The organism is Pseudarthrobacter sp. NIBRBAC000502771 (assembly GCF_006517215.1).
Lineage (GTDB): Bacteria > Actinomycetota > Actinomycetes > Actinomycetales > Micrococcaceae > Arthrobacter > Arthrobacter niigatensis.
Map to the genome: position 1 here is coordinate 2,998,371 of NZ_CP041187.1, position 22,338 is coordinate 3,020,708.

A 22,338-nucleotide genomic window follows, 5' to 3' on the forward strand; every position below is an offset into this window, starting at 1 on the left:
GCCCCCGGCAAGAATCGAGCCATGAGTGCCGCCGCAGAATCCTCCGTTACAGTCGCGAACGTCGTATGGATCGAGGACACCGGAATCGCGGACATCCCCTCCGTGGGAGGAAAGAACGCCTCCCTCGGGGAGCTCAGCCGGGCCCTCCAATCCGCAGGAGTCAGGGTTCCCGAAGGGTTCGCCACCACGGCGGCCGCCTACCGGGCATTCCTTGCTGCCAATAACCTGGAGCCCCGGATCAAGATGCACATGGAGGAACAGCGCGCCGGGACCCTCACGCTGCGCCAGGCGGGGGCCGCGATCCGTGAACTCTTCCTGCAGGCAACCTTCCCGGAAAGCATCGCCGCAGACATCCAGGAGCACTACCGGAACCTCTGCCAACGGGTCGGGCAGCCCGCGGTTTCCGTTGCGGTCCGCAGCAGCGCCACAGCGGAAGACCTGCCGGATGCCAGCTTTGCCGGGCAGCAGGAAACCTTCCTTAACGTGGCCGGCGAGCGCGGGGTGCTCGACGCGTGCCGGCGCTGCTACGCCTCGCTGTTTACGGACCGGGCCATCAGCTACCGCGAAATGAAGGGCTACGGCCACATGGACGTTGCCCTGTCCGTCGGCGTGCAACACATGGTCCGTTCGGACGTTGGCGCATCCGGCGTGATGTTCTCGCTCGATACCGAATCCGGATTCCCCGGCGTGGTGGTTATCAGTGCGGCCTGGGGACTGGGGGAGACAGTGGTGCAGGGGACCATCAACCCGGACAAGTACCAGGTCTTCAAGGGGCTCCTCGCAGACCAGCGCTTCAGCCCGGTCATCGAGAGGGAGATCGGGGCCAAAGAACGCAAGATGGTCTACAGCCAGGGCGGGGATGCCCGGACCCGGATGGTCGATACTACGGAGCGGGAGCAGCGCTCGCTGGTGCTGAATGACACGGAAGTGGTCCTGCTGGCCCGGTGGGCAGTGGCCGTAGAAGACCACTACGGCCGTGCGATGGATATGGAGTGGGCCAAGGACGGCGTGACCGGCGAACTCTTCATGGTGCAGGCCCGGCCGGAAACGGTGCAGGCGCGCCGGAGCACGTCCAGCTTCCGCACGTACCACCTGGCAAAGCCCGGCCGGGTCCTCGTCACAGGAGCAGCAATCGGCGACTCCATCGCCAAAGGCCGGGCATGCGTGGTCCAGGATGCAAAGGACATCGAGTCCTTTGTTGATGGCTCCGTGCTGGTCACCCGGATGACTGACCCGGACTGGGTGCCCATCATGAAGCGGGCCGCGGGCATCATCACCGACCACGGCGGTCCAACCAGCCACGCAGCGATCGTCAGCCGCGAATTGGGGGTGCCCGCCGTCGTGGGGTCCCGCAACGCCACCGAGGTGCTTTCCGACGGCGTCGAGGTCACCTTGTCCTGCGCGGAAGGCGAGGAGGGCCGCGTCTACGAGGGGCTGTTGGAGTTCTCCGTGGAAGACGTGGACATGCATGCACTGCCAGCCACCCGCACGGCCGTGATGATCAACATTGCGAGCCCGGCGGCAGCCTTCAAGTGGTGGCGTTTACCCGCCGCCGGCGTGGGCCTGGCCCGCATGGAGTTCATCATCAACAACCTGGTCCGCATCCACCCGATGGCACTGGTCCATCCCGAAAAAGTTGCGGATCCGGAAGAGGCCGCCCTGATACGGCAGCTCACCAGCGGCTACCCGGATCCGCAGGAGTACTTTATCGACGTGCTGGCAACCGGAATAGCCAAGATCGCGGCGCCCTTCCACCCCAAGCCGGTGATCGTCCGGCTCAGCGACTTCAAGAGCAACGAATACAGCCACCTCATTGGCGGCAGTGCTTTCGAGCGTGCAGAGGAAAATCCCATGCTGGGGTTCCGCGGCGCCTCACGCTACTACAGCAGCCACTACCGTGAAGGGTTCGCACTCGAGTGCAGGGCCCTCAAACGCGTGCGGGAACGGGCTGGATTCGGCAACGTCATTGTCATGGTTCCGTTCTGCCGCACCGTGCGCGAGGCGGACCAGGTCATCGAGGCGATGGAGGAGCAAGGGCTGGTCCGCGGCCAGGAAGGGCTCCAGCTCTACATGATGTGCGAAATCCCGTCCAACGTGGTCCTGGCCGGGGAATTCGCCAAGCGTTTTGACGGCTTCTCCATCGGGTCCAACGATCTCACCCAGCTGGTGCTGGGTGTGGACCGCGACTCCGAGGAGCTTGCTGGATTGTTCGATGAGCGGGACCCGGCAGTGATGTCCATGATTGCCCAGGCGATCAGCAAGGCCCACGCCGCCGGCATCAAAATCGGAATCTGCGGACAGGGGCCCAGCAACCATCCGGACCTGGCGGAGTTCCTGGTCAGGGAGGGAATCGACTCGGTGTCCCTGAATCCTGATACCTACGTCAGGACGCTGCCCGTCATTGCGGCAGCGGAGGCAGCCCTGGCCAAGGGGCAATAAACTGCCTGGCCCTCACAGGGCCAGGCACCGGCGTCGTAACCTGGCTGTTCCTAACCCCGGCTAATGGGGATCTTCGACGCCGCGGCTGCCTGTCCCTGGTCCGGCATTGGCGCCCGGACTTCAAGGACTCCATCCTTGTACGATGCCGTTATGTCGCCCTGCTGAACTCCACTTGGGAGGGGAATCCGCCGGACAAACGAACCGTAGCGGAACTCGGAACGGTAGCTGTCCTTGTCCTTGTGTTCCTTCTTTTCCTGCCGTTCGCCTTTGATCGTCAGGACGCCGTCGGTGACCGTCACGTCCACGTCCTTCTCCGGATCGACGCCGGGCAGTTCGGCGCGCACCACCAGCGTATTGCCGTCCACCATCTCTTCAACCCGGATGGCGGACGTCCCCACATCGCCTTCAAAAAGGCGTTCGATGACGTCCATGGGGGAGCGGCGGTTGTCGAACCATTTCATCAGGTCATTCATTGTTGTCTCCTGCTCAGGTGGATGCCGGTCCATCGCGTTGCCCGGCAGTTCCACCATCCCCTTCCCGGGAATCCGGTTCCAGAGCCAAAGGTCCCAGCCCTGTTCCGCGGGCAGGCGTGGACGGCCGGCGGGTGAAACGGCCAACAATTTCGATGGCCAGGCACCCGGCAACCGCAACCGCAACGGACACGGCAAGGAGTCCGGAGGGCGGCCACTCCACCCGGAAGAAGTCCTGCGTCAATGGGAGGCTGAACAACAGGACCAGTCCCGCGTACATCCCGGCGAGGATCAGCACCTTGGTCCAGTTGAGGGGGCGCGATGCCATCACCAGGATCCACGCCGCCACCAGTCCCAGGGTTATGGTGGCCGCAGACTGCGCGGACGCAAGGCTGTGTCCGCCCCATAACTGCCCATATGCGCTGACCGCCAGGACGCACAGGGCCGTGCAGGTTCCTGCCGGGACCGCGAAGGTCAGGGAACGCCGCAGGAACCCGGCGGCGTAGCGCTGGCCGCCTGGCTGCAGGGCCAGGAAGAACGCCGGCAGGCCGATGGTCAGGCCGTCCAGGGCGGAAAGCTGGCGCGGCAGGAACGGAAAGGCCAGTAACAGGATGCCGGTGACCACGGAGATGACCGTTGCGTAGACGGTCTTGCTCAGGAAGACCAGGGAGACGCGTTCGATGTTGCTGATGGCGCGGCGTCCCTCGTCCACTACAGCGGGCAGCCTTTCGAAACGCCCGTCGAGGAGGACCATACGTGCCACGGCCTTGGTCGCAGGCGACGCCGAGTCCATGGCGATTCCCAGGTCCGCCTCCTTGAGGGCCAGGACGTCGTTCACTCCGTCCCCGGTCATTGCCACGGTATGTCCCCGTCGCTTCAGGGCCTGGACCAGGTCCCGCTTCTGGGATGGCGTCACACTTCCGAAGAGGTCTTGGGACTCGACGACTTCCTCCAGCAGGAGCGGATCGCCGGGAAGCGTCCGTGCGTCGTAGGCAGTCCCGGTTCCAAAGCCCACCCCGCGGGCCAGCGCTGCCACCGTCCGGGGATCGTCACCGGAGATGATCTTGACGGTAACCCCCTGCCGGCGGAAGTAATCCAGCGTTGCCGCGGCGTCGGCACGAATGCTCTCACGGAAGGTGAGCAGCAGGACCGGCACCAGCTCCGGCGGCAGGTCAGTCCCTGCGGCATCCGGCGGCAGCGGTCCCGGGAGATGTGCCAGTGCCAGCGTCCTCAGCCCGGTGGATGCGAGGGCCACCGCCATGCCGTGCACCTTGCCGCAGCCAGGGGAGCCGAGCACCGAGTCGGGGGCTCCGAGGACCCACGTTCCGGGAGCGGCGGATTCCGGCGCGAACGTCACCGAACTCCACTTCCGGGCGGAGGAGAACGGGACTGAATCCTGCTCCGTGAGCGGAATCTCGGCAGGAAAGGCTGCCCCGATCGCCGCAGCGGTACTGCTCGCGTCCGGGCTGGCGCCAAACCATTCCACCGCCCGCCGCCACCCGGGTGGGCAGACGTCCCCGGTGTGGTGGACGGCATCGAAGACCATGGAGCCGGAGGACAGTGTGCCCGTTTTATCCAGGCAGAGGACGTCCACCCGTGCCAGTACTTCCACGGCGGCGAGTTCCTGGATCAGGACTTTCTGGCGGGCAAGCCGAAGCCCGCCCACGGCAAACGCCACGCTGGTCATCAGGAGGAGCCCCAGGGGAATCATGGCCATGATGCCGGCGACGGCTCCCACGACCGCCGGTACCCACCGTCCCGATCCCATCGCTCCGCCCCAACCGCCCTGGTCCTGCATCTGCGCATTAGTGAGCAGCAAGGCAACGGGCAGGAGCAGCCAGGTGATGACGGTGAAGACCTTCTCCAGGCTCCTGCGGATCTCCGACGTGACCAGGGAGAACCGCCGTGCCTCGGCGGCCAGCCGGTAAGCGGACGTTTCAGGTCCAACCCGGAGCACGGTGGCTTGCCCGTTTCCCGCGAGGATCAGTGAACCGGACAGCAGGACGGCCCCGTCCTGTTTGGGGACGGGCTCGGATTCGCCGGTCAGCAGGGACTCGTCAACTTCGAGCGGGCTGTTGCCGATGAGCAACAGGTCTGCCGTGACCTGGTCTCCGGCATTGAGCAAAACGAGGTCATCAGGAACCAGATCTTCCGAGGAGATGACTTCCCGGGCACCGTTCCGGACCACCATGTTCCTGGCTGCCTGCAATATGGCCAGCTGGTCGAGGGACCGCTTGGCCCGGTACTCCTGGATAATGCCGATCAGTGAGTTGCTGACTGCTGACAGGCCGAAGAGCGCGTCCCGCCACTGGCCCAAAACCAGCAGCAGGATGAAACACCCTCCCACCACCGCATTGAAGAGGGTGAACACATTCGCCTGGATGATCTCGCCGGCACTCCTGCTGGTTGCCGTCGGCACACTGTTGACGCGCCCGGCAGCGGTCCGCTCACCTACTTCGGCGGTGGAGAGCCCGTCCCGGGAACGGCGCATGTCCACTCCCGGGCGCGGTGGGCTGGGGTCCGCAGGTATCGGCATCGTGCGGCCAGGCGGCAGGCCCGGTCAGCCGTCGTGTTGCTTGTGCATCCGGGTGATCACGGTGGGGCACGGTGGTTGGGTGAGCACGGCATGCGCCGTGGACCCCAGGACGAACCTCCCGAAGGCACCTTTTCCGCGGCTTCCCAGGACCAGCAGCCGGGCGCCGGCGGCAGCGCGCAGCAGGGCGTCCGCCGGTTCCAGCACGGTTTCCATGACGGTGTGTACCGCGAGGTCCGGATAGTCCTGCCGGAGGCCGGCTTCTGTTTCGGACAGCACGATCCGTTCCTCCTCGACCACATGGGTGGCGAAGCTGCTCTGCGGGAGTCCTGCAGCGATCCACCGGTTGGGGCCGGTGAAAGCGTAGAGAATGGTCAGCTCCTCGCCCAGCGCGTCAGCTTCGGCGGCCGCAAACGCTACTGCCTGGGTTGCCTCCCGTGACCCGTCCACGCCGACCAGGATGCCGCGGCCCTCCGACTGGCCGTCGCCGATGACGGCCACGGGGCACTCGGCCGTTGCAGCCGCCTGGAGCGCCCGGTCCGTCAGGGCGCCGCGGTTGTGCCCGCTGGTCCCGATGACAAGCATGGAGGCATTCTTGGAATAATCACCCAGTGCAGCCCCCACGCCGCCTTCGAGGAGCTGCAGCGAGACCTCCAGGCCCGGTTGGGCGGCGGTGGCCTTTTCGCCGGCCTCCTTCAGCAGCCCAAGGCCGGATTCACGCAGGACTTCCAGGTACGGCAGGACTTCTGCTGCCATCCAACGGTCGTCAACAACGTTCACGACGGCGAGCGGGCAGTGGAGCCGGTTGGCCCGGGCAGCTGCCCACATCAGGGCAGCATTGGCCGCGGAAGTTTCTGAGATGCCGACGGCGATTGGCTTGGCAGGTGCCATGGGGACCATCCTTTGCTGGTTCTTCGTGAGTGGTGAGGGGTGGGGCTGCATGGCCTAGTCTGCGGCGGGCTCCCGGGGCGGCCACCAATGGGTTGGGGCGGAGATGACGAACCGGCGGCCGTTGATGTCCTCCGGCGTGATCCGGACCAGGACGTTTTTCCGGCCCGGCTGCCACGGGGACAGGCCCGCCTCCATGGCGTCCCTGATTTCCTCGTCGTCGGACACCACCATGGCATGGCCCTTCAGGATGACGCTCCAGGCGATGGTGCCGTACTGGTTCATTCCGTCCGCTTCGACGGCCACCGCCTTCCGGTCCGGAAGGGAGGCCAGCTTTGTTCCTTCGCCGGTACGGATGAGCAGCGTGCCGTTAGTGGGGACAAAGTTCACGGGGTAGTTTTCCACCCCGCCCCCGTCGGTGAAGGCGATCCTGCAAAGGGACGTGGATCGGAGGTACCGCCAGCAGTCGTGGACGCCGAGTTCCTTGATTTCCGGTTCTGTCGCTGCGCTGTTCATGGCCGTAGCCTAGGGCGGTGGGGCCGCCGCGGCTAGGGAAGAAGGTCCCGCCCAACGGGCCGGGGGCCGATACCAAGACTACTGAGGGTATTTTTCGCCCTGCTCTCCTACCATTGGAGGAGAAGCGTCTTCATGCTCATGTGAAGGCGGAATTGGGGGCGGAGGCCGGCACTTCCGTTTCGGACACTTAGACCGCGCCAGGGATCCGCAGCGCCGCAGGTTCCTTCCGCAGGAGGTGGGACGTGGGCACTGAGCAACCGTGGCGCTCCCCGACGCGGGACACGGTGGAGGACCTGCTCCGGGACTTCGCTGTCCGGGGAGACGAACCGCCGGACAACCAGGAGCGGATCAACGGACTGTTGGCGGCCGTGGTTGCGCTCGCCCAGGACCTTAGCCTGGAGGCCGTTTTGGACCGCCTTGTCCGTTCGGCCTGTGCCTTGGTTGGGGCGGGGTACGGCGCGCTGGGTGTCATCGGCGAGGACCGCAGGCTGAGCCACTTCATAACCGTGGGCATCGATGAGCAAGGTATCCGTGCCATTGGCGAGCTGCCCACCGGCCATGGCGTCCTGGGCCTGCTCATCCGCGAACCGAAGCCCCTGCGCCTCCACGACCTGGGCCGGCACCCCATCACCTCCGGGTTTCCGCCGAACCACCCGCCCATGAAGACCTTCCTTGGCGTCCCTGTCCGCGTACGCGACGAAGTGTTCGGAAACCTCTACCTGACCGAGAAGCAGGGGGCCAGGATTTCACCGCGGAGGATGAGGATCTCGCCGTTGCCTTGGCGGCCGCGGCCGGAGTGGCAATCCAGAATGCCCGCCTCTTTGAAAACAGCAGCCGGCGGCAGCGATGGCTGGAAGCAGGCATGGAACTGAGCAGCCGCCTGATCATGGCCTCCCAACCGGGGGACCCGGATAACCTCGACCTCGTTGCGGGCACCGCATTGAAGGTCTCCGACTCGGTGCTTGCGGTGATCGCCGTTCCTGCCGGTGACGGAGCCCTGAGGTGTCGGTCATGCCTTGGTGTCCAAGGCCTCCAGTCGGGCCAGGAACTGATGGCCTCCAGTGCCGTGTCCAACGTTATCCAGAACGGCGGCTCATTCGTGGCGCGGGACCCGCGGCTGGTTTTCGACGGCGAGGTGGCGGAGAAGCTCGGCTCCGTCCTGGTGTGCCCGCTGGGGCACAGTTCCGCTAACAACGGGGTGCTCCTCCTGGCCCGCGCCCACGGGGCCCCCGTGTTCACGCAGGCGGAAGCGGAGTCCAGTGCCGTTTTTGGAAGCCGCATAGGCCTGGCGCTGGACCTGGCCCGCGTGAACGCACTGCGTGAACAGAACCTCCTTTTCACCGACCGTGAACGGATTGCCCGGGACCTGCATGACCTGGTGATCCAGCGCCTGTTCGCAGCCGGACTCAGTATCCAGAGCCTGCGCCGCTACACCCTTGACCCGGTAGCGCACGAACGGATTGCCGCCGTGACCACCGAACTCGATGACACCATCCGCAAGCTGCGGGACACCATCTACTCGCTCAGGACCGCTGACGAGGAACGCGAACCGTTGACCGGCCGGATCCTGCGCGTGGTCAGGGAAAGCTCCCGCAGCTACGCGGTGACGCCCAAGGTATCCCTGGACGGGCCGGTGGATTCGGTGGGGGAAGACGTGGCCGTCCACCTGCTGTCCGTGGCGTCGGAGGGACTCAGCAATGCCCTGCGGCACTCGGGGGCGGAAGACATCCAGGTGTCGGTGGCCGTGGGCCGGGACCAGGTGCAGCTCCTCATCAGCGACAACGGCCGGGGCTTCACCGAACCGGGCCACGAAAGCGGCCTGGCGAACATGCGCCAACGCGCAGGCCAACTGAAGGGCAGTTGCACCATTGACAGTGCACCCGGCATGGGCACATGCCTGAAATGGTCGGTCCCGCTGGCGTAGCCCCAGGCGGCGGCGTCAGGCAGGGTCCGTGGAACTCCTGGTGACGAAGACTGCTGCCTGCGTCCGGCGCTCGAAGCCCAGTTTGGCCAGGATGGACGAAACGTAGTTCTTGACGGTTTTTTCGGCCAGGAACAGGTCATCGCCGATTTGGCGGTTGGTCAGCCCCTGGCCGATCAGGGCCAGGACCTTCTTCTCCTGCGCGCTCAAGCCGTCCAGCCGGGGGTCGGTAGGCGCCGTGGACAGGCCCGCAATGATCTGCTGCTCAACTCCCGGATCAAAGAGTGACTCACCGGCAGCAGCCCTCCGGATTCCGGCCAGGAGGTCATCACTCCTGATCTGCTTCAGGATGTACCCGGATGCGCCGGCCAGGACCGCTCCCCGGAGGGCCTGTTCGTCGTCGTAGCTGGTGAGGATCAGGCAGCGCAGGCGGGGATCAAGCGAGCGCACATCCCGGCAGACCTCGATCCCGGTGCCGTCCGGAAGCCGGCCGTCGAGGATGGCGATGTCCGGGTGCAGCGCGGGGATGCGCCGCGTGGCTTCTGCTGCGGACCCGCTCTCGCCCACCACGAGGAACCCTTCGCCCTCCAACAGGTCCTTCAGCCCCTGCCGGACGAGTTCGTGGTCATCAAGGATGAACACACGGACCTGCCCGGGAGATCCCGCCGCTTCATCAGCCCCAGTCTCATGCATCTGCACCGAACGCTCCCACAATCTCCACGATTCAACCCGCCTGCGCGGGGCGGCCCCCGGGAAGGGCCTGGTCCCATTGTTCCCTGCGCAGCGGTGCGCGGGAAGGGACCAAAGTCCGGCCGGCCCCGCAGGTCGCCGCCGCGGCTGCGGCCGGGACCACAGCAGCGTTCCGCCGTGATGACCTTTGGCCCTGTTCTCCGCACCCCTTCCGGTCCACGCTGGGGTGGGAGAAAACAGGAGGCAACGTGGCAGAACATGGGAACGGGGCGGCGGTGCCCGGCTCCGGCCAGCGTCCCAGGATCATTGTGGGAGTGGACGGATCCGAGGCATCCGTCGCAGCGCTGCGGGTGGCCCGGGCCATGGCGGAGCCCCTCTCAGCACCGGTGGAAGCCTGGGCATGCTGGGACGTTCCAGCGGGCTACGGGGTGTACCTCGCCGTGGGGATCGAGGGCTTCAAGTATGCCGCCGACCAGGTACTCCAACAGACGCTGGCGGACGCTTTCGGTGAGGTGCCGTCCTTCGTGCACCCCCGCCTGGTGCGCGGCAGGCCCGGCCCCGCACTGATCGATGCGAGCCGAAACGCCTCACTGCTGATTGTCGGGAGGCGGGGGCACGGAAACTTCGTGCCCGGCTCGGTCAGTTCAGCCTGCGTGAGCCATGCCTACTGCCCGGTGCTGGTGGTGCACGCCCCGGAAGCCGGAGCCAAGGCTGACGCCGGCGCGGCCCATTCCACTGCCGCGCCCTGACGCTTATTCGCTGTTGCCTTCCAGTTGGGTGGCATGGCGGTTGGTGGTGCGCAGGGACCAGCGGAGGTCCTTGATGGCCCAGTAGGCTGCCCCGTTCATGACCGCGAACCCCGCGATACCCAGCAGCGGGACCCGGACCACCAGCCCCAGGATCAGGACGGCCGCGCCCGCGGCAACCAGGGCCAGTCCGCGCCGGAAGCGGGTACGCAGCGAAACGGCAAAGGCATCCTTGTTGAGCAGGGCAGCCAGCCTGGGGTCTTCCGACTCCAAGGCATTGCTGATCAGGTCGAGTTCGCGTTTCTCGAATTCAGAGAGTGGCATGGCTGCAGCCCACTGTCCTTTTGCCTGCGGGAACGACGGTCTCAGGGACCCGGGTGGCCGCGCAGGACGGCCAACCTGTTTTGGTATTCCGCGGCGTCGATCTCCCCGCGGGCGAAGCGCTCGGCCAGTACGTCCTCGGCCGTCCGAGGGGGCTGTGGATGGGCGCCGTAGGGGGAGGGTGCCCGCAGGGAACGGGCCAGCAGCACGATGCCGGTAATGATCGCACCCCAGACCACCACCATGCTGATGCTCATCAGGACATAGCCCCACAGGCCCATGCCATCGTTCCAGCCGTACACTTCCGCGACCTCCGGTCCCATGAAGGCGGACGCCAGCCGCCCGCTTTCCGTTCCAGTATCTGGCCCCACAGGGGTGCGGGGGAGAGCCATTGGTCCTGTTCCGGCCCGGGGTCAGTGGCCCAGCAGGGCGTCGAGCGTGGCGAAACCATACCCCGCGGCCGTGACGCGGTCGATGACACCGGGGAGGGCGTCGGCATCGAGCGTGGTCCCGTCGTCGGGGTTGGACCCGATGTGCATCAGGACGATTTCGCCGGGCCGCAGTCCCGCCTGGACGCGGTCTGCCACCGTTTGGACGTCCACGCCGCCGCTGGTCCCCTTCCAGCCCAGGGTGTCCACGGTCCACCTCACGGCCGCATAGCCCAGTGCGTTGACCGCCGCGATGGTGCGGGCGTCGCGTTCGCCGTAGGGGAAGCGGAACAGCGGCCTGGGGTCGGCACCGGCCGCCAGGATGGCCTGCTCTGCACCGCGCACCTGCTGGACGATCTGGTCATCGCCCAGTCCGGTGAACACCGGATGGGTCATTGAATGGTTGGCCACCCGGTGCCCGGCGGCCGCGATCTGCGCCACGGCCTGCGGGTTGTTCGCCGCCCAGTTCCCGGTCAGGAAGAAGGTCCCGGGCACGCCGCGGGCGGCAAGGGCGGACAGGATTTTTGCCAGCCCTGCCGCGTTGGCTCCCGCGTCGAAGGTGAGGGCCACTACGCGGCCGGCGCCGGGGATTACCGTCAGGTCCTGGCCCCGGAGGGACTCCGGAAGCGGCACCGGCCGGGGCGGTTCCGGAGGCTGGTCCGGAGCTTCGGGTGGCCCTGGTTCGGGAACCGGCGGCTCGGTCACGGGTGGCTGGACCGGAGCCTGGCCTGCCTCGGGGGTGTCGGTTTCCTGCAGCTCCTGCGCCGGCGCGGAACCGCCCGGAGCCGGCGGATTGGGTGATCCCGGCGGCGCCGGCGGAAGCGCCACTGATGGGGACGGAGCGGCCGACGGCGGTCCGGCCGTGGGTGCCGGAAGCAACAGGGCCAGGATGATGGCGAGGACCGCCAGGGCGGCGGCCAGCGCCATCGCGGCCGCCCGTCGTCGTACCTCACCGGCCGGCACCACCATCACCTGCCTTGGATGTCAGCCGTCCTTGCCGCCGATGTTCCGTTCAGGAACCTTTGGGGCCGCCGGGTCCGGTCTCCGGAGTGTGGACTACCAGCACCGGGCAATGCGCGTGCGCCACGATGGCGGAGCTGACCGAGCCCAGGAGCAGGCCGCCGAACCCGCCGTGCCCCCGCCGGCCCACCACGACCATGTCGGCCTCGCGGCTGGCGTCGATCAGCGCTTCGCGGGGATGGCTGCGGACCAGGGTCGACGTGACGTTGGCCGGGGTCTCGCCTCCGAAGGCTTGTTCCACTGCGTCGTCGAGGACTTTCCTGGCACCCTCCTCGAAGCCCTCGACGCCCATCATCACGTAGCCGCTGTACATTTGCGGGTATTCCCAGCAGGCGAGGGCCTGGACCTTGGCGCCGAGGGGCATGGCCATCCTCTGGGCCTGTCGAAGTGCCTCCACGGACGCTTCCGACCCGTCGACGCCCACAACGATACTGGCTATTGGTGCCCCGGCAATGCTCATGTCTGCTCCCTCATCGGACCCGCGTTGTCCCGCCCATCATGCCTGCGGATGCGTGCTGGGGCTAGGGCCGAAGGTCATGGCGCAACGGGCGGCGGCACGGCCGGGGGAAGGGCCGGGGGAAGGGGCGCCGCGGGCCAGCCGGGTTCGGTGGCGCCCTGGTCCAGCCGGAAGGGCGGATATTCGTCCCGCATCAGAGCGGTGTACACCAGGACACGGTAGATCCAGCGGTCGATGCCGAGGATGAAATCGAAGAGCGGGCGCTGGTACCGGCCGGTGAACAGCAGGATCACTGCCGCGACCAGCACCAGCAGGCCGAGCAGGGACAGGCCGGAACCCCGTTCGTAGGTGCTGCCGAAGACGTTGTCGTCGGCCTGCCACCGCCAGACAGCTCCCGTGGTCCCCGCGAAGGCGCCCACCAGGAGCAGGTGGGGGACGGCCAGGAGCCACCACTTGACCAGGACCAGTCCGCGCGAGAGCCGTTGTGGGTAGTCCACCTCGAAGTCGGCGGGGTAGTTGGCCCGTTTTAGCGTGAACGGCGGGTAAAGGTCAGTCCCCACGGCGGCGTAAGCGTAGAAGGCCACACGCCAGTTCCACCGCAGGACGCCTACGTTGAAGTCGAAGAGTGCCCGCGGGTAGCGGCCGGTGAACAGGATGGCGAACCCGGCCACGATGGTGGTGATGGCGAATGCGAACCAGAGGAAGAAGAGCAGGATGAAGTGCGGTATCGCCAGGAACCACTTGACCAGCCACATCCACCGGGTAAGGGCCGGATCAATCTCGCCGTAGAGCCGGGCCGGGTAGCCGGGGAGCCCTTCGGCCGCGGCTGTTCCCGCGGGGGATGGCGCTGGGGGAACTGTATGCCGGCCCAGTCCGGCGGCCCCAATAATAAGGAGGGGAACACCGATCAGCAGGGCGATGATGCCGCCCACCAGCAGCCCCGTCGCGGCCGGCCGGATCAGGTCGGAACGGAAGCCGGCCTGCGCCTGCACATCGATCCCGGCGGAGGCGTCGGCGTTCATTACGACCACTTCCCAGGTGCCGGGCGTGATGTTCCAGGTGAGCTCCTGCGCTCCCGTTCCTGACGCGGAGGCGGTCCAGATGCGCTGGTCCGCGGGCGGTGAAGCCGGGTTGCCGCCCGGTACGTCGCGGTATTCGGCGCGGAACGGCCGCTGGCGGATGTTGAGCAGTTCCGAGTGGTGAACCCCGGAGAGGTACTGTTCGGCGTCGGCCTGCGGGGCAATGCCGATGAAGACCGGTTTGTCCGCGGCCACCGGTTCAACGCGCAGCCGCAGGGTGCCGACGTCGAAGGGCAGCCTGCCCGGAACATCGTCTCCGATGGAGTCGGCGCGCGGGGAGGTCAGGGCGTAGGAACTGACGGAGAAACGGGACGTGCCGGACGTGAGGTAGCCATCTCCCTGGATGGTTCCCACGGCTGACGCCACGGCCCCGCCTGCCAGCGCGCCCAGGCCCGGGAGGGTCAGCAGGATCCCGAGGATGAGCATGATGATGGCCGCGGTCTTCTTCATGGCATTGGACCTTCCGCGTTGCGGGGCGGCCGGCGCTGCGGCCTAGATGGCGTTCTTGGCGGCCTGCGTCCGGGTGATGATGGTGGGGCAGGGCAGGTGCTTGAGGACACCGTGGGCCGTGGAACCGAGCAGCAGACGCTTGAAGGCGCCGCGGCCCCGGCTGCCGACGACCAGGAGCCGGGCTCCGGCCGCCGTGCCGACAAGCGCGTCCACCGGGCCCCTGTCGGTTTCCAGCCGCTGGTGCACGGTCAGGTCGGGGTAGTCTTCCTTCAGCCCGGCGACGGTTTCCGAGAGGACCACCCTGTCCTCATCCACAATGAGGTCCGCGAGCGTGGCCGGGGTCAGGCCCGCGTCGACAATGGGGTCGGGGACGCTCACCGCATAAACCACCGTGAGTTCGTCTCCCTCCCGGTCCGCCTCGGCGGCAGCGAAGGCCACGGCCTGGGTGGACTCCGGCGATCCGTCAACGCCCACCACCACCCCTGACCTGCCCTCGAGGTCCTGGGTTCCGACGACGGCGACAGGGACCTTGGCGGCGGTGGCGACCTGGAGTGCGCGGTCGGCCAGGGATCCGTCGAAGTGCCCGCTGCCGGAACCGATCACCATCATCGAGGTCTTCTTGGAGTACTTGGCCAGTGACCCGCCCACGCTTCCGGTGAGCAGTTCAGTTGCGGGGGTGATGGGAACGGCTCCTTCGAGGCGTCCCACGGCGGTCTTGAGGAGTTCCTCTCCCGCCTGCTGGAGCGTCCCGAACCATGGATAGGGCTCGGCAACCCAGCGGTCGTCCACCACGTGGAGGACCACCAGCGGCAGCCCCGCACGGTGGGCGCGGCGGGCTGCCCACAGGACGGCGGCCTGGCTCTGGGCTGAGTCGTTGGTGCCCACAGCGATGGGTTTCTGGGATGTCATGGCCGCACTTCCTGCTCCTCGTAATCCGGGTCTGCCTGTCAAGACTGTCCCCGGTGCGCCCGGGGCTGTAGGGCCAAAGGTCACGAAGCGCGGGTCAGGACCCCGCAGGCCCGGATCCGTCAGGGGCAACGGGCTCCGGGCCGGGCGCATCGCCTTCCGCCAGGGTCTTGTACACGGTCCAGCCGACGGCGGTGAGCGGGACCGCCAGCAGGGCACCGATGACACCTGCCAGGGTGGCTCCTGCCGCCAGGGCCAGGATGATCACCAAACCGTGGATCCGCAGTACCCGGCCCATGAAGAGGGGCTGCAGGATGTGGTGCTCAAACTGGTTGGCCGCGACCAGGAGCACCAGGACGATGAGCGCGGGAACAGGCCCATTTTCGACCAGGGCGACCAGCACGGCCAGGCTGCCTGCGGTGGTTGCGCCAATAATGGGAATGAAGCCACCCAGGAAAACCACCGCCGCCAGGGGGACTGCCAACGGAACCCTCAGCACCAGGAGCCCGATCAGGACGATGACGGCGTCAATGGCAGCAATGACAAGGGTTCCCCGCACATATCCGCCGAGCACCACGATGCTGCGGTCGGCAGCGAGATGGGCCTTCCCTTGGCGCCTTCCGGGAAGGAACCCGATCAGGAAGGCCCGGATCTTCTCCCCGTCTTTGAGGAAGAAGAACAGGATGACGGCCGTCAGGACCGTACCTGCTGCAATCTCACCCGCAGTCCTCAACCCGGTCAGCGCGTCGGCGCCCAGGGTGCCGCCGGCCAGGAACTTCTGGAACTCGGCGCGGGCGGCCCCGATCTGGTCGTTTGTCAGGGCGACGGGGCCGGTGGTGATGAACTGCTGCAACTGGCCGATTCCTGCTTCTGCCCGGGCCGCCAGCACGGAGGCTTCCTGGCGGACCAGGGCGATGATTCCGCCCACCACGCCTGCGGCAATGGCCAGGATCAGCAGGAAGGACGACAGGACGGCCAGGGCGCGGGGCCAACCGCGCGCCGCGAGCCAACGGACCGCGGGAGCCATCGCCGAGGCCAGGATCAGCGCCACCAGGACCGGGATGGTGACCAGCGGAACCCGGACAGCCGCCGTCACCACCGTCCAGGCGAGCGCCAGCACGGCGAGCGTCTGGACGGCCCGTATGCTTGCCCGGCCCAGGGCATCGGTCCACAGCACCGACATCCTGCCGGTGAAGGACTGCGGACGGGACGGGCCTGCCGCGTCGCCGTTGGGGGGAACAATCCGTTCCATGGCCTTCTCCTTGCCTGCCGTGTGCACCCGATGTTCCATCAGCATTTGGTGGTCAGTATGCTTACTATTGTCTGCCCAACAGTCAACCAGAAAGGCATCACCATGGCTGAACAAAACGTCCCCGACGATGAACTGGAACTTGTGGAGGAAGACGACGTCCTTCTGGATGGAAGACCGGGCGCGGCGTCGTCCCTTGAACTGGACCCCGTGGCGGGGGAGCCGGACAACTACCCCGGCGCTGCCGAAAACAACCCGGACCGCTGGCAGGAAGACCCGTTGCTGCAGGACGAGGCCCGCACGGGCGGGGAGGAAGACTTCCTGAGCGACCAGGCACTGCGGGATGAAAGTGCCCAGGCGCGGTACCGCTCCGGTGATGAGCAGGTGCCGCCGGACGCTCCCACCCTCGGCGAAGCCGCCGCGGATGTCGACTTTGGGGAAGTCCCCACCGGCCTTGAGGCCGACGCCAGCGACGACGAGGAAAACTTTGGCGGCTCGCCCCTGAGCGAGTTCGAGCCTGACGACCTGGAACGCTAGCAACCCGGCCTGGTAACAGGCCCGGCCCGAAGTGGGGAGGAGAACCATGCAATCCAAGGAACTGCTGCAGGAAGCCTTCGGCCGGCTCCCTGGCCTGGTCCGGCAGGCACTCGACGGCCTCGAGGCAGCGCAGTTGCAGGACCGCCCAGGCGGCCAGGGCAATTCAATTGCCTGGCTGATCTGGCACACGGGCCGGGTTGAAGATGCGCAGGTGGCCTCCGCCGCGGGCCTGGAACAGGTCTGGGTGGCGGAAGGATTCGTAGACCGCTTTGGCCTTCCGCTCGGGGAGCGAGACACAGGTTATGGGCACTCCAGTCAGCAGGTGGATGCCGTCACGGCGCCCCGGGAACTGCTCCAGGAGTACTACGAAGCCGTGCACCGGCAGACCGCCAGAGTCCTCGACGGCCTCGTCGATTCCGACCTGGACCGGGTGGTTGACCGGCACTGGGACCCGCCGGTGACCCTCGGGGTGCGGCTGGTCAGTATCCTGGGGGACTGCCTCCAGCACGTCGGCCAGGCGGCATACGCGCGGGGCCTGCACCCAGGGACGGCAGACGCCCGCGGTGCGTGAACTGGTGGTATTGGGCACCGCTTCCCAGGTCCCAACCCGGACCCGGAACCACAACGGTTGCTTTCTTCGCTGGGACGGCGCGGGCCTGCTCTTCGACCCCGGCGAGGGCACCCAGCGCCAGATGATCCATGCGGGTGTGGCGGCCAGCCACATCACCAGGATCTGCCTCACCCACGTGCACGGAGACCACTGCTACGGCCTCCCCGGGGTGCTGTCCCGAATGGCACTGAACCGCGTGCCGCACCCTGTCCATTTGCACTACCCGGCCTCCGGCGACCCGGTGGTTCGGGCGCTGGTGTCAGTCAGTTCACCCGGCATCGACCTTCGGCTCCATCCGCATTCGGGCCCCGGGCCCGTGGCGGAAGGCCTGGAGGTCCGGCCCCTGAAGCACCGCATCGAGACCTACGGCTACCTGCTCCGGGAAGCTGACGGACGAACCCTGTTGCCGGAGCGGCTCCAGGGGGCAGACATCTCCGGCCCGGACGTGGGCCGGCTCCAGCGCGATGGCGCACTGGGGGCAGTCAGGCTGGAAGAGATGAGCAGTCCGAGGCCGGGCCAGCGCTTCGCCTTCATCATGGATACGGCGCCGTGTCCCGGCGCAGAAGAGCTGGCGGACGGGGCAGACATGCTGGTCACCGAGTCAACGTTCAGTGACGACGACGGTACCCTGGCTCAGCGGTACCTTCACCTCACTGCGGGGCAAGCGGGGGAGCTGGCAGCGTCCGCCCGGGCGCGCACCCTGGTGCTCACCCACTTCTCCGCACGGTACGGTGACGACGTCTCCCTGCTTGCAGGACAAGCGCAGGCGCGGGCCCCGGGGGTTACCGTGATCGCGGCCAAGGACCTTGACCGCATCCCCGTTCCGCGGCGGCGGCAGCCGGCGCGGGAGGGTGCCGGTCCAACTGCGGGGATAGGGTTAAACCATGACGGCAGCAGCTGAATCCACGGTCACGTTCGATGGCCGATTCGCCCGGGAACTGGCGGAACTCGCCGTGCCCTGGCGGGCCGAGGAAGCGCCCAGCCCGGAGCTCCTCGTCCTGAACGACCAACTGGCAGCGGACCTGGGCCTTGACCCGGAGTACCTGCGCAGCCCCGAGGGGGTGCGGCTCTTGGTGGGAAACCACGTTCCAGCAGGTGCCACACCTGTGGCACAGGCGTATGCCGGGCACCAGTTCGGCGGGTACTCGCCCCTGCTCGGTGACGGACGGGCGCTGCTGCTGGGCGAGGTCATTGACCGGAGCGGCCGCCTCGTGGACGTCCACCTCAAAGGCTCGGGGCGGACGCCATTCGCGCGCGCCGGGGATGGCCGCGCCGTCGTCGGGCCAATGCTGCGTGAATACATTGTCAGTGAGGCCATGCACGCACTGCACGTTCCCACCACCCGTTCGCTCGCCGTTGTGGCCACCGGGCGGCAGGTTCGGCGCGATGACATGCTGCCCGGCGCCGTCCTGGCACGGGTTGCGGGCAGCCACCTGCGCGTTGGCAGCTTCCAGTACGCGCGCGCAACCGAAAATATGGACCTCCTGAAGCGGCTGGCGGACCACGCCATCGGCAGGCACTACCCGCAGGCGGCCCATGCCGCAAACCCCTACCTTGCGCTGTTCGCGGCAGTTGTCTCCGCCCAGGCAGAGCTCGTCGCCCGGTGGATGCTCATTGGCTTCGTGCACGGGGTCATGAACACGGACAACATGACCATCTCGGGGGAGACCATCGACTACGGGCCCTGCGCATTTATGGACGCCTTCAACCCAGCCGCCGTCTACAGCTCCATCGACGTCGGTGGACGCTACGCCTACGCCAACCAGCCGGTCCTGGCCGAATGGAACCTGGCCCGGCTCGCCGAGGCCGTGCTCCCGCTGATTGACCAGGACCAGGAGAAAGCCGTGGCCCCGGCGGTGGAGGTCCTGGGCGGTTTCCGGGGCCAGTACAGCAAGGCATGGACCCGGGGGATGGCGGCCAAGCTGGGTCTGGACGGCGTCGATGAAAGCGGCGCCGCCGGGGCCTTGGTGGATGATGTCCTCGACATGCTGAAGGACGGACCCGTGGACTACACCCTGTTCTTCCGCAACCTGGGTAAAGCCGCCCGAGGGGACCGCCGCCCCGTGCGCGGCATGGTCCTTGACCTTGCCGCCCTTGATTCCTGGCTGGTGCGGTGGCAGGATCTCCAGCCGGACGCTCAGCTGATGGACAGCGTGAATCCTGCGTACATTCCCCGGAACCACCTTGTGGAGGAGGCGCTGTCCGCAGCCACCGGAGGGGACCGGGCTCCGCTGCAGCAGCTGCTGGCAGCTGTCAGCCACCCCTTCACTGAACGGCCCGGCCTGGAACGCTATATGCAGGGACCGCCGGAGGACTTCGGCAGCTACATGACGTTCTGCGGGACCTGACCGCGGCGGCGCGGCGGGTGCGTTAAAGACAGGAGGGTGGCAGCCGGTTTCCCGGCTGCCACCCTCCTTCACAGTCGGCACCGCCATGCGGGCCCGACCGGCAGGGACTAGGCTACGCGCACTGCGGAGTACCCGCCGAGCCAGCTGATGGAGTGCACCTGCGTGTCGAAGCCGTTGACGCCGCCGCTGACAACCTGGCCGTTGCCTGCGTAAACGCCCACGTGGCCGGAGGTGATGATCAGGTCACCGGGGGCGGGAGAGCCCACCACCGTGCCATACTGGAAGAACTGGGTGGGGGCCAGGTCGCCTACGGACTTGCCGACGGAGCGCAGTGCCTTCTCAACCATCGCGGTGCAGTCCTGCTGGACGCCCAGCTGGCTGTAGGCCGAGGCGAGGATCGCCGCGCCGGTGCCCGTGCCCGTGGTGGAAGCCACAGGCGTTGCCGAGGCGTAGGACATGTTCATGCCGGTGTTGGCCGGTGCGGTGGCGGCTGCCGCCTGCACGGGTGCTGCAGCCGGGGCCGGTGCCGGCGCTGCGGTGTAACCGGCGCCGGGAATCTGGATCTGGTCGCCCGGGTAAATGACCGAGGACAGGCCCAGGCCGTTGGCGGACAGGACGTCATTGAGGTTGACGCCGTACGCCGCGGCGATGGCGCCGAGGGTGTCGCCGGAAACCACGGTGTGGACGTTCCCTGCTGCTGCGGCAGGGGCTGCGGCCGGTGCTGCGGCGGTGGCCTGCACACTGGTCTGCTCAGTGGTGTCCGGTGCGGTTACGCCAGCGTGGGCCGGGGCGCCCACGCCGAACGCAATGCCGGACGCTGCTGCCACAGCGAGCGCCGGGCGGCCCAGGGAGCGGGCCTGCGACTTGGCTGTTACGGCGAGGCCCTCGAGCACAATGGAGCGGGCCGGAGTCGCGCGGTGGCGGGCTGAAATGGAATTTTTTGACACGGTTGATCGCCTCTCCCATGCCTGCGGGGTGAGCTGTCGGGTTCGGGCTGGAGATACCCGGCCGGGAGCGGCCCCGCGATGGAGGGAGGCGCTGCCGACTTAACCCCTAGGCCACATGTGGCCGTGGAAACTTGGTTCCCCCGTCCCTGCCAACTGGAGCGGTTGGATCCCATGGTCAGCGGCAGGGCTCGGCATACTGACGGGAATGTCCCGTCTGAGAGGGACACCTGACGACCCTAACCCATGGGCACGGCGATTGTCACATTTAGGTAACATACGAGGCTGCCCTCTCGAATTGCGCAAACGTGTGGACGATAAGCCTGCTTCCCGCCTGACCTCGACTGATGGCGGTGGCTGCCGTCCAAGTAACAATGTGGAGACGGCTTCCTGCGTGCCCCTCCAATCCGCCGGTAAGCTTCGGGACTATGCCCCTGTTCGTGACCACCGCCAGGTTCCCCGTGCTGGGGGGCCTGGCGGCTGTTGCCCTGGCCGCCACCGTTGTCCTTCCGGCCACTGCCGACGACCCGCCCCCAACCGGCGGGTATCCTTCGTGGGCAGACGTGCAGGCGGCCCAGTCCTCGGAAGCTTCGAAGGCGGGGGAGATCACCATCATCAACGGACTGCTGTCCCGCCTCGAAGCCGAGTCTGAGGCGGCAGGGGAAGCCGCCGTGCGCTCGGCGGCAGGGTACGCTGCCGCCGACGCCGGGCTCCAGGCAGCTTCTTCCCGCCTCGAGACCCTTTCCGCCCGGTCCGCCCACGCCAACCAGGAGTTGGCACGTTACCGGAAAGACCTCGGCGCCCTGGCTGTCGAGTCCTACAAAACCGGCGGAACCAACACGGGGTTCTTCGTGGCGCTGGATGCCCTGGGAACCAACAGCGTCCAGGGGCTCAACCTGGTCAAGCTCGTGGGGGACAAGACTGCGGCCCTGGTCACCAAGGCGGCGGCCGCTGAACAGGCAGCCGCCGCCCTTGCCGACCAGGAGAAGGTTGCCAGGAGCGAGCGGGAGCGGCTTGCCGCGGAGGCGAAGGCAACGCTGGAGTCCGCCCGCGCGGCCCAGGATTCGCTGGCCCGGCAGGTGGCGGAGGAACAGCGGCATGGCGGCGAGCTGACAGCCCAGCTCGCAGCCCTGAAAGGCACGACGGCGGCCCTTGAGGGTGAGTACCGCCAGGGCCAGGCGGCGCAGGCTGCCTACGAGGCGGCCCAGGCGGCCAAGCGCGCCGCCGCGCAGGAGCAGGCCCGGCAGCAGGCGGAGGCCGCGGCCAGGGCCTCCGCCGCGGCGGCGCAGCAGCCGAAGGCACCCGCGCCCGCGGCAAACCCGGCCCCGGCAGGTCCCGTCCAGCCAGGCGGTGTCCAACCCGTTCCGGCCCCTCCTCCCGCTGTCGATCCCGGGCCGGCCGCCCCGGAGGCGCCGGCCCCGCCGGCTCCGCCCGTCGTCGTCGTTCCTTCCGTTCCCGGCGGTGCGGTGAACGATCCGGCCGGAGCGAAAAGCTATGCATCGGGGCGCCTGGCCGCCTTCGGGTGGGGCCAGGACCAGTTCCTGTGCCTTGCCCAGCTGTGGACCAAGGAGTCCAGCTGGCTGACCACGGCCACCAACGCCTACTCCGGTGCCTATGGAATAGCCCAGGCGCTGCCGCCGGGCAAGTACGCCAGTGCCGGCAGCGACTGGCTCACCAGCTACCGCACGCAGGTCGACTGGGGCCTTGGCTACATCAAGGACCGGTATGGTTCCCCGTGCGCGGCCTGGAACCACTCCGCCGCCCTGAACTGGTACTGATTGACGCG

Annotated in this window: 20 protein-coding genes, 1 pseudogene and 1 riboswitch; of the genes and pseudogenes, 8 read left to right on the forward strand and 13 right to left on the reverse strand. The window is 67.5% G+C overall.

Annotated elements, in window-relative coordinates; translation table 11 throughout:
- Positions 1 to 21: 21 nt before the first annotated feature.
- Complete coding sequence (gene ppsA, locus NIBR502771_RS14035; RefSeq protein ID WP_141160282.1) at positions 22 to 2,439, forward strand: phosphoenolpyruvate synthase; 2,418 nt, start codon at positions 22 to 24, stop codon at positions 2,437 to 2,439.
- A 50-nt stretch (positions 2,440 to 2,489) separates the two neighbouring features.
- On the opposite strand, the gene NIBR502771_RS14040 is transcribed toward ppsA, so the two are convergent.
- The 4 genes from NIBR502771_RS14040 to NIBR502771_RS14055 all read right to left on the reverse strand — a co-directional run bounded on the left by NIBR502771_RS14040 (position 2,490) and on the right by NIBR502771_RS14055 (position 6,846).
- Positions 2,490 to 2,912: an Hsp20/alpha crystallin family protein gene (locus NIBR502771_RS14040; protein ID WP_141160283.1), complete on the reverse strand. Its 423-nt coding sequence runs from the start codon at positions 2,910 to 2,912 to the stop codon at positions 2,490 to 2,492.
- A 13-nt stretch (positions 2,913 to 2,925) separates the two neighbouring features.
- Positions 2,926 to 5,400, reverse strand: coding sequence for an HAD-IC family P-type ATPase (locus NIBR502771_RS14045; protein ID WP_141160284.1), 2,475 nt, complete (start codon positions 5,398 to 5,400; stop codon positions 2,926 to 2,928).
- Between the two features lie 69 nt (positions 5,401 to 5,469).
- Positions 5,470 to 6,333, reverse strand: coding sequence for a universal stress protein (locus NIBR502771_RS14050; RefSeq protein ID WP_141160285.1), 864 nt, complete (start codon positions 6,331 to 6,333; stop codon positions 5,470 to 5,472).
- A 54-nt stretch (positions 6,334 to 6,387) separates the two neighbouring features.
- Positions 6,388 to 6,846: a pyridoxamine 5'-phosphate oxidase family protein gene (locus tag NIBR502771_RS14055; RefSeq protein ID WP_141160286.1), complete on the reverse strand. Its 459-nt coding sequence runs from the start codon at positions 6,844 to 6,846 to the stop codon at positions 6,388 to 6,390.
- 242 nt (positions 6,847 to 7,088) lie between these two features.
- On the opposite strand from NIBR502771_RS14055, the pseudogene NIBR502771_RS14060 reads away from it, so the two are divergent.
- Positions 7,089 to 8,770, forward strand: a pseudogene (locus NIBR502771_RS14060) (GAF domain-containing protein).
- A gap of 15 nt (positions 8,771 to 8,785) precedes the next feature.
- Here the strand turns inward: NIBR502771_RS14060 and NIBR502771_RS14065 are convergent.
- Positions 8,786 to 9,460 carry a response regulator transcription factor gene (locus tag NIBR502771_RS14065; protein ID WP_168223144.1) on the reverse strand — a complete coding sequence of 225 codons (675 nt, stop codon included), beginning with the start codon at positions 9,458 to 9,460 and terminating at the stop codon, positions 8,786 to 8,788.
- Between the two features lie 245 nt (positions 9,461 to 9,705).
- Between NIBR502771_RS14065 and NIBR502771_RS14070 the strand changes: the two genes are divergently transcribed.
- Positions 9,706 to 10,206 carry a universal stress protein gene (locus NIBR502771_RS14070; RefSeq protein WP_246839673.1) on the forward strand — a complete coding sequence of 167 codons (501 nt, stop codon included), beginning with the start codon at positions 9,706 to 9,708 and terminating at the stop codon, positions 10,204 to 10,206.
- Positions 10,207 to 10,209: 3 nt separating this feature from the next.
- Here NIBR502771_RS14070 and NIBR502771_RS14075 read toward each other — a convergent pair whose 3' ends face one another.
- The 7 genes from NIBR502771_RS14075 to NIBR502771_RS14105 form a co-directional block, all read right to left on the reverse strand.
- Positions 10,210 to 10,527: a DUF3040 domain-containing protein gene (locus NIBR502771_RS14075; protein ID WP_141160287.1), complete on the reverse strand. Its 318-nt coding sequence runs from the start codon at positions 10,525 to 10,527 to the stop codon at positions 10,210 to 10,212.
- 41 nt (positions 10,528 to 10,568) lie between these two features.
- Complete coding sequence (locus tag NIBR502771_RS14080; RefSeq protein WP_246839674.1) at positions 10,569 to 10,916, reverse strand: SHOCT domain-containing protein; 348 nt, start codon at positions 10,914 to 10,916, stop codon at positions 10,569 to 10,571.
- Positions 10,917 to 10,937: 21 nt separating this feature from the next.
- On the reverse strand, positions 10,938 to 11,915 hold the full coding sequence (locus tag NIBR502771_RS14085; RefSeq protein WP_371706600.1) for a polysaccharide deacetylase family protein: 978 nt from the start codon (positions 11,913 to 11,915) through the stop codon (positions 10,938 to 10,940).
- A 49-nt stretch (positions 11,916 to 11,964) separates the two neighbouring features.
- Positions 11,965 to 12,432: a universal stress protein gene (locus NIBR502771_RS14090; protein WP_141160289.1), complete on the reverse strand. Its 468-nt coding sequence runs from the start codon at positions 12,430 to 12,432 to the stop codon at positions 11,965 to 11,967.
- A gap of 74 nt (positions 12,433 to 12,506) precedes the next feature.
- Positions 12,507 to 13,958 (reverse strand): DUF4389 domain-containing protein, encoded by a 1,452-nt coding sequence (locus tag NIBR502771_RS14095; protein WP_141160290.1) that lies wholly within the window; start codon positions 13,956 to 13,958, stop codon positions 12,507 to 12,509.
- Between the two features lie 42 nt (positions 13,959 to 14,000).
- Complete coding sequence (locus NIBR502771_RS14100; RefSeq protein ID WP_141160291.1) at positions 14,001 to 14,867, reverse strand: universal stress protein; 867 nt, start codon at positions 14,865 to 14,867, stop codon at positions 14,001 to 14,003.
- Positions 14,868 to 14,961: 94 nt separating this feature from the next.
- Positions 14,962 to 16,161: an AI-2E family transporter gene (locus tag NIBR502771_RS14105; protein ID WP_246839675.1), complete on the reverse strand. Its 1,200-nt coding sequence runs from the start codon at positions 16,159 to 16,161 to the stop codon at positions 14,962 to 14,964.
- Positions 16,162 to 16,218: 57 nt separating this feature from the next.
- Here NIBR502771_RS14105 and NIBR502771_RS14110 point away from each other — a divergent pair, with 57 nt between their 5' ends.
- The 4 genes from NIBR502771_RS14110 to NIBR502771_RS14125 are packed head-to-tail and all read left to right on the forward strand — an operon-like array spanning position 16,219 to position 19,608.
- Positions 16,219 to 16,650: a hypothetical protein gene (locus NIBR502771_RS14110; protein ID WP_141160292.1), complete on the forward strand. Its 432-nt coding sequence runs from the start codon at positions 16,219 to 16,221 to the stop codon at positions 16,648 to 16,650.
- Positions 16,651 to 16,696: 46 nt separating this feature from the next.
- A complete protein-coding gene (locus tag NIBR502771_RS14115; RefSeq protein WP_141160293.1) occupies positions 16,697 to 17,221 on the forward strand; it encodes a DUF664 domain-containing protein in 525 nt (174 codons plus the stop codon).
- A complete protein-coding gene (locus NIBR502771_RS14120; RefSeq protein WP_141160294.1) occupies positions 17,214 to 18,161 on the forward strand; it encodes a ribonuclease Z in 948 nt (315 codons plus the stop codon). The genes NIBR502771_RS14115 and NIBR502771_RS14120 overlap by 8 nt, the downstream gene beginning before the upstream one ends.
- Positions 18,145 to 19,608: a YdiU family protein gene (locus NIBR502771_RS14125; RefSeq protein ID WP_141160295.1), complete on the forward strand. Its 1,464-nt coding sequence runs from the start codon at positions 18,145 to 18,147 to the stop codon at positions 19,606 to 19,608. Before NIBR502771_RS14120 ends, NIBR502771_RS14125 begins: the two co-directional genes overlap by 17 nt.
- A gap of 107 nt (positions 19,609 to 19,715) precedes the next feature.
- Here NIBR502771_RS14125 and NIBR502771_RS14130 read toward each other — a convergent pair whose 3' ends face one another.
- Complete coding sequence (locus NIBR502771_RS14130) at positions 19,716 to 20,555, reverse strand: LysM peptidoglycan-binding domain-containing protein (RefSeq protein ID WP_141160296.1); 840 nt, start codon at positions 20,553 to 20,555, stop codon at positions 19,716 to 19,718.
- 3 nt (positions 20,556 to 20,558) lie between these two features.
- A riboswitch (cyclic di-AMP (ydaO/yuaA leader) is annotated at positions 20,559 to 20,759 on the reverse strand.
- 221 nt (positions 20,760 to 20,980) lie between these two features.
- Between NIBR502771_RS14130 and NIBR502771_RS14135 the strand changes: the two genes are divergently transcribed.
- Positions 20,981 to 22,330, forward strand: a complete 1,350-nt coding sequence (locus NIBR502771_RS14135) for a lytic transglycosylase domain-containing protein (protein WP_141160297.1) — start codon at positions 20,981 to 20,983, stop codon at positions 22,328 to 22,330.
- Positions 22,331 to 22,338 lie beyond the last annotated feature (8 nt).